The sequence below is a fragment of the Henriciella pelagia genome (assembly GCF_002088945.1).
Lineage (GTDB): Bacteria > Pseudomonadota > Alphaproteobacteria > Caulobacterales > Hyphomonadaceae > Henriciella > Henriciella pelagia.
In genome coordinates this window covers 390383-402696 of sequence record NZ_NCSU01000011.1, presented here as the reverse complement: position 1 = coordinate 402696, position 12314 = coordinate 390383, and the positions used below count along the sequence as shown (strand labels likewise).

General features: G+C 55.9%; 8 protein-coding genes and 2 tRNA genes. 5 read left to right on the top strand and 5 right to left on the bottom strand.

Annotated elements, in window-relative coordinates; translation table 11 throughout:
• Positions 1 to 95: 95 nt before the first annotated feature.
• On the top strand, positions 96 to 1127 hold the full coding sequence (locus tag B8746_RS11460; protein WP_084394223.1) for a 1,9-bis(guanidino)-5-aza-nonane synthase: 1032 nt from the start codon (positions 96 to 98) through the stop codon (positions 1125 to 1127).
• Positions 1128 to 1222: 95 nt separating this feature from the next.
• Positions 1223 to 2041: a crotonase/enoyl-CoA hydratase family protein gene (locus B8746_RS11455; protein ID WP_084393807.1), complete on the top strand. Its 819-nt coding sequence runs from the start codon at positions 1223 to 1225 to the stop codon at positions 2039 to 2041.
• Positions 2042 to 2095: 54 nt separating this feature from the next.
• Here the strand turns inward: B8746_RS11455 and bioD are convergent, their stop codons facing one another.
• Complete coding sequence (bioD, locus tag B8746_RS11450; protein ID WP_084393806.1) at positions 2096 to 2749, bottom strand: dethiobiotin synthase; 654 nt, start codon at positions 2747 to 2749, stop codon at positions 2096 to 2098.
• Positions 2746 to 3900, bottom strand: a complete 1155-nt coding sequence (locus B8746_RS11445) for an aminotransferase class I/II-fold pyridoxal phosphate-dependent enzyme (RefSeq protein ID WP_233124195.1) — start codon at positions 3898 to 3900, stop codon at positions 2746 to 2748. The genes bioD and B8746_RS11445 overlap by 4 nt, the downstream gene beginning before the upstream one ends.
• A gap of 56 nt (positions 3901 to 3956) precedes the next feature.
• On the opposite strand from B8746_RS11445, the gene B8746_RS11440 reads away from it, so the two are divergent.
• Positions 3957 to 5231, top strand: coding sequence for an adenosylmethionine--8-amino-7-oxononanoate transaminase (locus B8746_RS11440; protein ID WP_084393804.1), 1275 nt, complete (start codon positions 3957 to 3959; stop codon positions 5229 to 5231).
• Between the two features lie 116 nt (positions 5232 to 5347).
• Here B8746_RS11440 and B8746_RS11435 read toward each other — a convergent pair.
• A tRNA-Asp gene (locus B8746_RS11435) sits at positions 5348 to 5424 on the bottom strand.
• A 139-nt stretch (positions 5425 to 5563) separates the two neighbouring features.
• Here B8746_RS11435 and B8746_RS11430 point away from each other — a divergent pair.
• Complete coding sequence (locus B8746_RS11430; protein ID WP_084393803.1) at positions 5564 to 8107, top strand: AsmA family protein; 2544 nt, start codon at positions 5564 to 5566, stop codon at positions 8105 to 8107.
• A 3-nt stretch (positions 8108 to 8110) separates the two neighbouring features.
• Here the strand turns inward: B8746_RS11430 and B8746_RS11425 are convergent, their stop codons facing one another.
• Positions 8111 to 10555: a putative bifunctional diguanylate cyclase/phosphodiesterase gene (locus B8746_RS11425; RefSeq protein WP_084393802.1), complete on the bottom strand. Its 2445-nt coding sequence runs from the start codon at positions 10553 to 10555 to the stop codon at positions 8111 to 8113.
• Between the two features lie 127 nt (positions 10556 to 10682).
• Between B8746_RS11425 and glpK the strand changes: the two genes are divergently transcribed.
• Positions 10683 to 12188, top strand: a complete 1506-nt coding sequence (glpK, locus tag B8746_RS11420; protein ID WP_084394222.1) for a glycerol kinase GlpK — start codon at positions 10683 to 10685, stop codon at positions 12186 to 12188.
• A 7-nt stretch (positions 12189 to 12195) separates the two neighbouring features.
• On the opposite strand, the gene B8746_RS11415 is transcribed toward glpK, so the two are convergent.
• Positions 12196 to 12272, bottom strand: a tRNA-Pro gene (locus tag B8746_RS11415).
• Between the last annotated feature and the right edge of the window lie 42 nt (positions 12273 to 12314).

The window sequence follows — 12314 nt, the reverse complement described above, 5'->3', positions numbered from 1 at the left end:
CTCATGGAATGCCCGATCCTGGTATCGGGCATTCTTCCTGTCTGGACCCCCTATTCACCCCTCGTTACAACGCCTCCAGGCAAATGGAGTCCCTCATGGCTGATCAATCCAACCGCAAGGCAGAACTGCTAAGCAAAGTCGTCGAGCATGTCGACATGACATCGTTCGATGCGCGCCCAATCATCGATGCAATGGGCAAGATGTCCTTCTCGTCGCGTGACCTCGCTCGCGCAACGGAAATCTTTAACATGGCGCTCGCCGATCAGGACTGCTCAATCATTTTGACCCTCGCCGGCTCGACCTCGGCAGGCGGCTGCATGCACATTTATCGCGACCTCGTGAAATATGGCCTCGTTGATGCCGTCGTCGCCACTGGCGCGTCGATCGTCGACATGGATTTCTTCGAAGCGCTTGGATACAAGCACTATCAGGCCCCAGAGTCTGTCGACGACAATATCCTGCGCGACCTTTATATCGACCGCATCTACGACACCTTCATCGACGAAGAAGAGCTCCAGGCCTGCGACCACATCATCAAGGACATTGCCGATAGCCTCGAGCGGCGTCCCTACTCCTCTCGCGAATTTATCTGGGAGATGGGCAAGTGGTTGAAGGACAACGCCAAGAAAAAAGGCTCGCTGATAGAGACCTGCTACGATCACAATGTTCCGATCTTCGTGCCGGCTTTCTCTGATTGTTCGGCAGGCTTCGGCCTTGTAAAACATCAGGTCGAGAATCCGGGCAACTATCTCTCGATCGATAGCGTCGCTGATTTCCGCGAACTGACCGATGTGAAGATCGCAGCCGGCTCAACCGGCCTCCTTATGGTGGGTGGCGGCGTGCCCAAGAATTTCGTTCAGGACACAGTCGTCTGTGCCGAGATCCTCGGCAAGGAATGCGAGATGCATAAATATGCCGTGCAGATCACCGTTGCCGACACACGAGATGGCGCGTGTTCATCCTCAACGCTCAAGGAAGCGGCAAGCTGGGGCAAGGTCCAGACCGTGTATGAGCAGATGGTTTTTGCCGAAGCCAGTTCTGTGGTTCCACTCCTCGCCTCGGCCGCATGGCACGAAGGCAAATGGAAGAACCGTAAGCCGCGTGAGTTTGCAAAACTGTTCCTCTAGAAAAGACAGCAATTGAGCGTGACGCCGGGACAGGGATTGTCCCGGCGTTTTTGTTTGAACAGATTTGGCGAAGATCCAGATTGGGAGGATAATCAATGTCAGAACGCATTAGCGTGACAAAAGCCAACGGTGTCGCAGACGTAAAGCTCGTCCGGTCGGACAAGATGAATGCGCTCGACGATACTATGTTCTCGGCGCTCATCGAGACCAGTGAGGCCCTGGCAAAGGACCCTGAAGTGCGCTGCGTTATACTGTCTGGTGAAGGCCGCGCCTTTTGCGCAGGCCTGGACATGGGTAACTTTGGCAAAATGGCAGATGGTGGTGGCAGCGGTGGAACCCCCAGCGGACGTCAACCGCTCGCTGAACGCACTCATGGTATCGCAAATCGCGCACAGCAGGCTGTGTGGGGCTGGCGTACCCTGCCGGTACCGGTGATTGCAGCGGCGCACGGTGTTGCGCTCGGCGGAGGCTTCCAGCTTCTACTGGGGTCCGATATCCGGATTGCACACCCTGATACGAAGATGTCGATCATGGAGATTAAATGGGGTCTGGTGCCAGATATGGCGGGCACACCCATCATGAAGGCTCTCTGCCGGGACGACAGGCTGCGGGAGCTAACTTACACCGGGCGCATTTTTTCCGGCGCCCAGGCCGTCGATTATGGGTTTGTGACAGAACTGTCGGACAACCCGCACGCTGATGCGCTCGCCCTTGCAGAGACGATAGCTGGAAAGAATCCGGATGCAATTCGGGCTGACAAGAAGATCTTCAACCAGCTTCAGGATATGACGGATGCGGAAGCCCTTCTGCTGGAGTCGGTGCTGCAGGACGAGATTATCGGTTCGCCGAACCAGATCGAAGCAGTCAAATCGGAGCTAGGGAAACGCACACCTGTGTTTACGGATGGTCGGTGAACGTTTGAGCGTGCGCAGCAGCAACACGTCGCACCGCGCGGACACGCTTTGCGATTAGATTTGGTAAACCAGTATTTCATTCGATCCGTAAGGCACCGAACTCCAGTTTACCTTTCGAAATAGAGCGATTTCTGAACCCAATGACTCCGGCGTGCCATCCTCAGCGTTCGGCTGGCTAATGATCAAGCTGTGAAGCTCCAGGCCATATTTCGCCAGCATATCGATTGCGGTTAAGCTGTGCGACACGGCGCCAAGATAGGGCGCAGCGACCAGAATAACGGGGAGAGCCAGGTCAACCATAAAATCGATCTGCAGTTTTTCGTCCGTTAGCGGCGACATCACCCCGCCTGCCCCTTCAACCAACGCGACATCTGCGGTCGACGCGCAAAGCCTCTGTCGGGTAAACTCCAGGATCGCGTCATAGTCCTGGGAAACGCCGGTCTGGCGCATCGCGACGTTCGGAGCCAACGGTGCTTCGAACCGCTGAAAGCAAATCTCGGAGACTGCTTGTGGTGTTACCTGACAGCCAGATGCCGCAAGCAATTGTCCGGCATCTGACTCTGCAAGATCGACCTCTCCGAAGCCACTCATAACCGGCTTCAGTGCATGCACAGACTTTCCGGCCGCGCGCCATCTCTTCAAAAGCAACGAGCTGACATAGGTCTTGCCGATTTCTGTACCAATGGCTGTGACGTAGAAACTTCTCATGATTGAAGAAGCCTGTTCAGGGTTTCGCTGAGACGCCTTACATCCGCTTCCGTATGGCCCGTCGCAAAGGTGATACGAAGCCGGGATGTGCCTTTGGGCACCGTAGGTGGGCGGATGGCTGTTACGAGATAGCCATCTCGCTCCAGCGCTGCCGATATATTCATCGTGCGTGCTTCTTCCCCGACAATGACCGGCACGATGACGCTTTCTGGTGCCGGCAGCCTCATCAGGTCGCAAAACAATGCTGCGTGGTCTTTCGCCCGATCCGCCCGATATGGTTCTTCGCACATAATGTCGAGGGCCCGAATTGCAGCTGCCAGAACAGGAGCGGGTAATCCTGTCGTGTAGACGAAACTTCTTGCCCGACTGACCAACATGTCGATGACTTCAGCGGGACCACAAACATAACCGCCATAAGCGCCCGCAGCCTTGGACAGAGTCCCCATCTGAATAGGGGCCGGGTTCGGTGCATCCAGAATACCAAGACCGTGCGCGTCATCGGTCATCAGCCATGCACCGGAGTGTTCGCAAAGTGCATTGAGTTCCAAAAGCGGCGCCCGGTCACCATCCATTGAAAAGACCGTTTCGGTCAGCACAAGCACTTGTCCCTGAGCGCGCTCGATCAGTTCTCTGGCATGCTCCACGTCATTGTGACGGAAGATATGAATTTCTGCACCGGACAAACGCGCACCTGCATACATGCACGCATGAGAAAGTTCGTCCAGCAGAATAGTGTCAGCCTGTCCAACAAGCGCCGGGATCGTTCCGACATTTGCGAGGTAACCAGACCCGAAGACGAGGCACGCTTCAGTCCCCTTCATGGCGGCCAGGCGGCGCTCAAGAACGGAATTCAATGGGCAATCACCGGTAATGAGCCGTGACGCACCCGCACCAACGCCATACTGCTCTGCGGCGTCACACGCAGCACGGATCACTCGTGGTTCACATGCAAGCGAAAGATAGTCATTGTCGCAAAACGAAATGAGTTGCTGCCCATCTCTCTCGGCTTGCGCATCCGATTTGCGATGAGTGGGCTTCACCACGCGGTGTTGCCCAGCGGCGTGTATACGTTGCAGACGGGCATCTGCGTGTCGTTTCAGTCGCTCTAATGAACTCATGCAGTCAGGCTTTCTCGAACTCGTCGAGGCCATGTCCTACTGAGCTCAAATTGACCCGCAACTGACCCATCTGATCAGAAGGACTAAACATGGCAAATCCGAATAACTGGTTCAGGAGCGGGCTTCACCACATCTGGCTGCCCTATGCGCAGATGAAGACAATTCCCGATCCCGCTCCGGTCAGTCGGACGCAGGGTGCCCTTCTCGAATTGGCTGACGGACGTCAGCTGATAGACGGCGTCGGGAGCTGGTGGACAAGTGTGCATGGTTACAATCACCCGACTCTTCTGGATGCAGCACGCGCACAATTGGAGACCATGCCGCATGTTATGCTGGGCGGACTCGCGCACGAACAGGCCTACAAACTTGCGACGCGCTTATCCGACATCACGCCGGGCGACCTTGACAAGACGTTCTTCACGGAATCTGGCTCAGTCGCCGTGGAAGTCGCCATGAAAATCGCCGTCCAGTATTACATGAACCTGACCGGTGAGCGACGCACACGGTTCCTCAGCTTCAAGGGCGGCTACCACGGAGACACGTTCGCAACCATGTCCGTCTGCGATCCTGACGAAGGCATGCATAGCCTCTTCGCAGGAGTCGTTCCGGAACAATATGTCACTGACCTCCCAATCAATCCCGAGCAGCAGGAAGCTTTTGATCGCCTCTTATCCCAGCAGAAGGATATTGCGGCTGTGCTTGTTGAGCCGCTCATTCAAGGCGCCGGCGGGATGCGAATGCATTCGGAGGATACATTACGGTTCATGCGCGCGGCGTGCGACCGCCATGGCGTTCTCCTGATATTCGACGAGATCTTCACAGGATTCGGCCGAACCGGTGAAATGTTCGCCGCAACAAGGGCAACGGTTCCGCCCGACATCATGTGCGTTGGCAAGGCTTTAACGGGCGGCATAACGCCGCTCGCAGCGACTATCGCCAGCAGGAAGGTATATGAGGCATTTCATACCGACTCCTCCGAAAATGCGCTCATGCACGGCCCAACATTTACTGGGCATGCAGTTGGCTGCGCGGTCGCCAACGCCGGCCTTGACCTTTTTGAGAGGGAACCTCGCCTGTCGCAGGTCCGGTCAATCGAGCAACAACTGAGTAAGGAGCTGATGCCAGTAAAGGAGCTGCCTCTCGTCAACCGCGTGCAGGTCTGTGGTGCTGTTGCCGCGGTTGAACTCTCAACAGATTTTAATGTCGAGAAAGCTCGCCGCTGGTTTATCGACCGCGGCGCATTCATTCGCCCGCTTGGCCGCGTTGTTTACCTGACGCCAGCCTTTGTGATCAAACCAGACCAACTCCGTGCACTGACCTCTGTTATCGCTGATTTTGCACAGCATGCAGACCAACTGAGCTAAACTCCCGAAAAGGTCGTTTGCAGGAACCCTCCAGCTGCCTCGAGAGGGCACCTGCTAAGATCCATTGGAGTTGTATTGCGATTGTTAGCGATCTGGCGGTGCCATTTCCGGAGAAATGGCGCGAGTGACGGGGCTCGAACCCGCGACCTCCGGCGTGACAGGCCGGCACTCTAACCAACTGAGCTACACCCGCCCAGATCGGACACCACACTTGGCGGTGAGGCGCCTGATTAGACAAGCGCGTTGCACTGGTCAAGCACCAACTGCCATCAGTTTGCCATGACTTGCAGCTAGCGTCCCCAAATTGGCACGAACAGTAATGGTCAGATCTCATGAAGCGAATTCTCATCATCGGCGGTGGAGTGATTGGTGCCCTCATTGTCGCTCTGCTGATCTTGCCCTTCCTGATCCCAAGCTCCGTGTACAAGTCGCAAATCGAAAAGGCGGCGTCGTCGGCATTCGGGCGGGATGTGACTGTCGCAGGCGACGTTTCGATTTCCGTTTTTCCGGGGATTACTGCTTCTGTTGAGGACGTCTCTGTCGCCAACCCAGAGGGCTTCCCTCAGCGCAACATGGTCACCGCTGGCGCCCTGCGTGGCTCTGTCCGCCTGATGCCGCTATTCTCAAAACGCGTGGAAATTCGCAAGATTGAATTCGTCGATGCGGCTGTGCAGCTGACCCGGCTCGAAGATGGCCGCGTTAACTGGGTGTTGGGTGCTGGCAATACTGACAAAGAGGCCAACTCCGCGCCCGATGAGGGGACTGATGTGTCGGCGCGAATCGACAGGATCAGCTTGCAGAATGCATCGCTTCTCTATGAAGACTTGTCGGCGGGCACGCGTTATGAGCTCACAGAACTCGACGCCGGCACTGCCTTCACCTCTCCGTCCGATCCTCTCGTGCTGAAGGCCAAAGGAAAGTTTCAGTCCCAGGTATTCACGACCGATCTCACACTGTCCACTCCGCAAACGTTTCAGGAAACATCACAGGCGAGCGTGGCCTTCGAGTTCAGTTCTGACCTTGGTTTCGTAAGCTATGTCGGCAACGTGCAGGCGGGCGATGATATGGCGCTGGATGGAACCTTTTCTGCCTCCCTGCCCCGATTGAACGACGTGGCTGGGTTTCTGGACTTAGACCTTCCCATAAACCCTGCTCCGTTGGGGACGCTGAAAGTAGACGGTCGCGTCACCGGACCAGTAAGTGGCCTGCAATTCAATTTCAGCAAGCTTTCATTGGCCGGAGACGGATTCAATGCAGACTATAGCGGCTTGATCAATCTCGACGACGACATCCTCCTGGACGGAAAATCTTCCATAACGATCCGAGATGCGGCCAATCTGGCCGCAAGGCTGGGGTTCGACCTTCCGCAAATGGCCTCGATCCAACAGGTTACGTTCTCGTCTAATCTAAGCGGTCGCGCTTTGACCCCCTCCCTGACCGGCGCAGACATTCGCACGACCAGTCCCAATCTTCAGTCGTCCTTTTCAGGTGATCTCGCATTTGCAGGTGCAGGTCGGATCGATGGAGACCTGAAGATCGAGACGTCTCAGCTCCGGACAGTGTTGGCGCAATTTGGCGTCGCAGTGCCCGAAGGCCGGACGATGAAAGTGTTGAAGGTGAATAGCCGCGCCGAGGGTACTTTCCAGAACCTGAACTTAGACAAGGGTGTTTACCAGCTGGACGACATCCGAACCACCGGCTCGCTCGGCGCTGATCTGGGCGGCGCTATTCCCGTAATTCGGGCAAACCTGAAGACCAATGATCTATCTCTTGACCCATTTCTGGGCGACTCAAAGACGAGCTCGACACAACAAAACTCTGGCTGGAGCGACGCACCTCTGGACCTTCAGGCTCTCAAACTGCTCAATGCGGACATCAACCTGCAAGCCGAAACGATCAGGATTGGCCCAATCAGCCTGACCGACAATGTCTTGAAATCGACGCTGACCAATGGTGCCCTTTCAACAAGGTTTGAGCAATTTTCTGTTTTCGGGGGCGCTTGGACTGGGCTTGTGCGAGTTGATGCTTCGCCTTCGGTTCCCCAGTTTGGTTTTGATCTGGATGCAAATAGCGTTTCGGCTCAAAGCCTGCTAGGCACACTCACCGGATTTGACCGCCTCAGCGGTGATGGCGGTTTTGCGATCAATGTCACGACCAGCGGATCGACCCTCGATCAGGTCGTCAGCAAGATGAACGGTACGGCCTCGCTCAATATTGCCGATGGAGCGCTGAAAGGGATCAATCTTGGCCAGCTTGTACGTAGTGCCGGGTCGCTGCAGGAGCAGTTGACCAGCGGGAATCTCACCCTTGCTAGCCTTGGTCAGGTCGTGTCTCCGAAAGCAGAGACAGATTTCACCAACTTCACAACGCAGCTGACGATCTCTGAAGGGGTAGCGGACATTCGCTCCCTGCAGCTCACGAACAATGTGCTGAATGTGTCGGGCACTGGCCAGATCAATCTCGGCGGTCGGTCCATGGATGTGAAGCTGACCCCGGCCGTCGACCGGACGGGCCGCGGAAACGCATCCGCTGTACAACTGAACGGCATACCGATTCCCATTCGCGTATCTGGAAGCTGGGTTGCGCCAAAGTTTTCACCAGACTTTTCGGGTGTTCAGACGGCCTTGCAGCAAACCGTTCGAGACCGCGCAGCGGGCGCCATAGCCGGCCAGTTGAATGGCGAGTTGGGAAACATCATCGCTGGAGCACTCGGAGAGCCGCCTACGGCCCAATCAAGCCCCGTGGATGCCGGTGGTGCACCAGATGAAACCATTCCGGACGAAGAAGATGAAGGCGAAGAAAAAGTACCTGCAAACGAAGACCCCCGCGAACGGATCATCCAGAACGCTCTGGGCAGCATCTTCGGACCGAACTGAGCCCTACACTGCTGCCTTCTTTTCAAGCCGAACGGGGTTGTCGGAGCCTTCTTTGGACGCGGTGAAATAATCTTCGCCAACAATCGTGGCCTCGTTTTGAGGCATACTCTCTGGCTCAGGCGCAAGATTGATCAGGTGTTTCAGCTTTTCGAGGGGCTGCGGACGGCTGATCAGATAGCCCTGCAGTTCATCACAACCAATATCGGTGAGAAACTGCTTCTGGCACTCCGTTTCCACACCCTCGGCCGTACACTTCATGTTAAGCGCCTTGGCGAGGGTCAGCGTCGCCTTCGTAATCGCACGGCTGTCTTCATCATGATCAATATCTTCCACAAAGCTCTTGTCGATCTTCAGCCGGTCGAACGGGAAGCGACGCAGATAGCTGAGTGACGAAAAGCCGGTACCAAAGTCATCCAGGGATATTTTCAGGCCGATCTGCTTGAGCTGATTCAGCCTGTCGAGCGTAAACTCAGTATCCGTCATAAGGACTGATTCTGTTATCTCCAGCTCAAGGCGACCCGGATCAATACCATTTGTGGCCAGAGCATTTATAATCGTCGAAACCAGGCTCGCGCTGTGGATCTGAAGCGGCGAAATGTTCACGGCAATGTGCATATGCTTTGGCAGACGTCGCGCTTGTGACAAGGCTTCACGAAGTGCCCAATTGCCGAGCCGCGTAATAATTCCACTATCCTCAGCATGCTGAATGAAGCTTCCCGGCCCGATGAGACCGCGTGTTGGGTGATTCCAGCGGATCAGCGTTTCGCAGCCTACTATTTCACCCGTCTTTGTAGAGACCTGCGGCTGGAAATAGAGCTGAAGCTCGGAATTCTCGACCGCACGGTGCAAGTCCATCTCGACTGAACGACGTGCTTCAGCGCGATCTGCAAGTTCTGACGAGAAGACACACCAGGTCCGTTTGCCCGATTCTTTCGCCTGATATAGTGCCAGGTCTGCATGCTTGAGCAGCGTCTGGATATCCATATTGTGCTGCTCGACCGGACGCACGCCGATACTGGCGCCGCAATGCACGATCGAACCCCAAATTTCATAGGGTGCATTGAGCGATTCACTCATTGATCGCACTAGATCTTCAAGTGCATCCTGGTCTTCCACTTCCAGTAACACTGCAAACTCATCACCACCGAGTCGCGCGACAACATCCGCATCCTGAGCAGCGCTATTCAACCGTTTGGCGACCTGACACAGCAGTTCGTCGCCGGCCGGGTGCCCCATCGTATCGTTGACCCATTTGAAGTTATCGAGGTCGAGCCACAGAAGTGCCCGCATGCGACCGTTTTCGATTGGCCGCAACGCAGCCTTTTCGAGACGTTCATGAAGGCAGGCCCGGTTAGGCAGACCCGTCAGCGGATCATAATGAGCCATGTAAGCGATGCGATCCTCGATGGCTTTAGACTGGGTGATATCACTCGCGACGCCCCGAAAGCCGATAAACTTGTTGTTGCTGTCAAATATCGGCTTGCCGGTCAGCGACCACCAGCCCCCCTCTTCACCCTCGACCTCAAGCATGAGGTCGCGGAAACCTTGCCGACGTTCCAGCGATTTCTGGAGCACGCGTTGAGCGTCCGATTTCTTGAAGAGGGCGTGGAGGTCCTGACCGGGCGCCATCGCGTCGAATTTTGTTGTATCACCGAGAGTCGGCATCGGAATTTCGATGATCTCAGCGAATTCGTTTGTTTGCCAGAGCCAATCGGACGTGCTCTCTTCGAAGTCACGCAACAGCAATCCAATCAGCTGCGCCTGTTGTTGCACTGCAAGAGCACTGAGATGCTGTTCAACGAACTGACGATAAGACCAGCGGGTCGAAGTCCACAGCACGGCGGCATAAAACACGGCAAGAACGGATAGAAAGCCGTTGCGCGGATCCTGCCCCAGCTGAAGCCCGACAATATAGCCGATCGTTGTCGGAAGCAGGAATGATACGGCCGCTTCCGGAATTCGGCCTACCAGGAGCACACCGCCGAACATGATCCCGGCAATAATCACACTGACGGCCAGCTGGCTGGTCGGGTCCGTAAATGGCATGATAAGCAGCGGGAGAATGCCCCACAGCAGACCAAGAAAAGACGCGAATCGCGCATATCGTTCAATGCCAGCCTGTGTACCCTCCACAGAATAGCGGTCGGTGTCTTCTTGGCCTTTCCGGGCCTTTGACCGAAGATGGCCAATGACCATGATTGCGGTCGCAATGACGAATGTAGAGCACCAAATGCCGATCAGCCGGTTGCCCGGAGTGTTCCAGAAAGACATGACCACGACTGACGCGTTCACCAGATTGGCGAGGGCGATTGTCGGTGTAAGGCGGCCAACGGTTTCCAGCTGCTTCGCGCGGATCACCGGTTGCTGATCTTCAGGGATTTCGACTGATTTGATGAGGCTTGCCATCAAGCCATTTTCAGCGTCCGCCTGCGGCTGCTGGTCCTTCATCCCCGACTCCTGCTTGCATTTGCTCGGCAGCGTGAAAGTTACCGATAAAGCGTGAAGATCAGAGTAGGCTAATCCGTCAAATTTGATCTATCTGGCCGAAATCGACGTCTCAGTTTACGGTTCGAAAATGATTAAACGTCCACTCATTCTATGTCTCGATCAGGGCACCACCTCCAGCCGTGCGCTCGTATTTAACACGCATGGACGCATCGTTGCGCTTGCACAGGAAGAGTTCCCTCAGCACTTTCCACGATCCGGCTGGGTGGAGCATGATGCCGAAGATATCTGGCTATCGACGCTCCGAACGGCGCAGAGCGCCATGGCAGAGGCGGAACGCGGTGGCGACGCCGAGATTGTGTCCATTGGCATCACCAACCAGCGCGAAACCACCGTCACATGGGATGCCGTTTCCGGCGACGTTATTGGCCGCGCTATCGTCTGGCAGGACCGAAGAACTGCGGACATTTGCACACAGTTGAGAGCAGACGGACGCGAGGCTGCAATCAGTGAGCGCACCGGTCTCACGATTGATCCATATTTTTCAGGCACCAAGCTTGCCTGGATGCTGCGCAATTGGGATCGGGCAGCCCGCCTGTCTTCGGACGGCCGACTCGCCTTCGGTACGGTCGACAGCTTTCTGATCCATCGTCTAACGGGTGGGCAGATGCACCTCACAGATGAAACGAATGCCAGCCGCACGCTCATCTACAACATTCAGAATGGGGGCTGGGATCGTGAAATTATGGGATGGCTGGGCATCGGGGAAATTCAACTCCCGGAAGTAAGGCCCAGCTCAGCTTGGTTCGGTGACACGAAGCCCGATCTCTTTGGTCGCTCCATTCCAATTATGGGTGTCGCCGGCGATCAGCAGGCTGCGGCGTTCGGACAGGCATGCTGGCATCCTGGAATGGTCAAGAGCACCTACGGGACAGGTTGCTTTCTGCTGGCAAACACAGGAGGCGAACTGGTTCAGTCGTCCAACCGCTTGCTGTCGACCGTGGCATGCCGAACCGGTACCGAACCGCAATATGCGATTGAGGGCTCAATCTTCATCGCCGGTGCCGTCAGCCAATGGCTGCGCGATGAAATGCAGCTCATAAAGTCTGCTTCCGACACAGAGGCTCTTGCGAGTTCCGTCGAATCCAATGCGGGGCTTTACATGGTTCCGGCGTTCACGGGTCTGGGAGCGCCCCACTGGGACGCGGATGCCCGGGGGGCTATTTATGGACTGACGAGGTCTACCAGTCAGGCCGAATTGGTCCGGGCTGCGTTGGAATCGGTCGCCTACCAAACGCTCGACCTTGCAAAAGCCCTTGAGGCAGATGGTGTGAAACTAAACCGGCTTCGCGTCGATGGTGGTATGGTTGGAAATAACTGGTTCGTGCAGTTTCTTTCAGACATTCTCGACGTTGATGTCGATCGCCCAGAAATAATCGAAAGCACCGCACGCGGTGCAGCTTTTCTCGCCGGTCTCAATGCGGGCGTATTCAGCAGTGTCGAAAAACTCGAAGACCTCTGGCAGGCAGAACGCAGTTTCACGCCGACGATGAACAGCAGGATCCGTAATCAGTATATTTCCGGCTGGGACAAGGCGGTAAAATCAACATTGTACCGCGCCAGCCTGGACCGGTGAGGAAAAATGGTCGGAGCGGCGGGATTCGAACCCACGACCCCTTGTCCCCCAGACAAGTGCGCTACCGGGCTGCGCTACGCTCCGACTAGCGCCTGCTTAATCGCGGTCATTTTGGAATGCAATCAC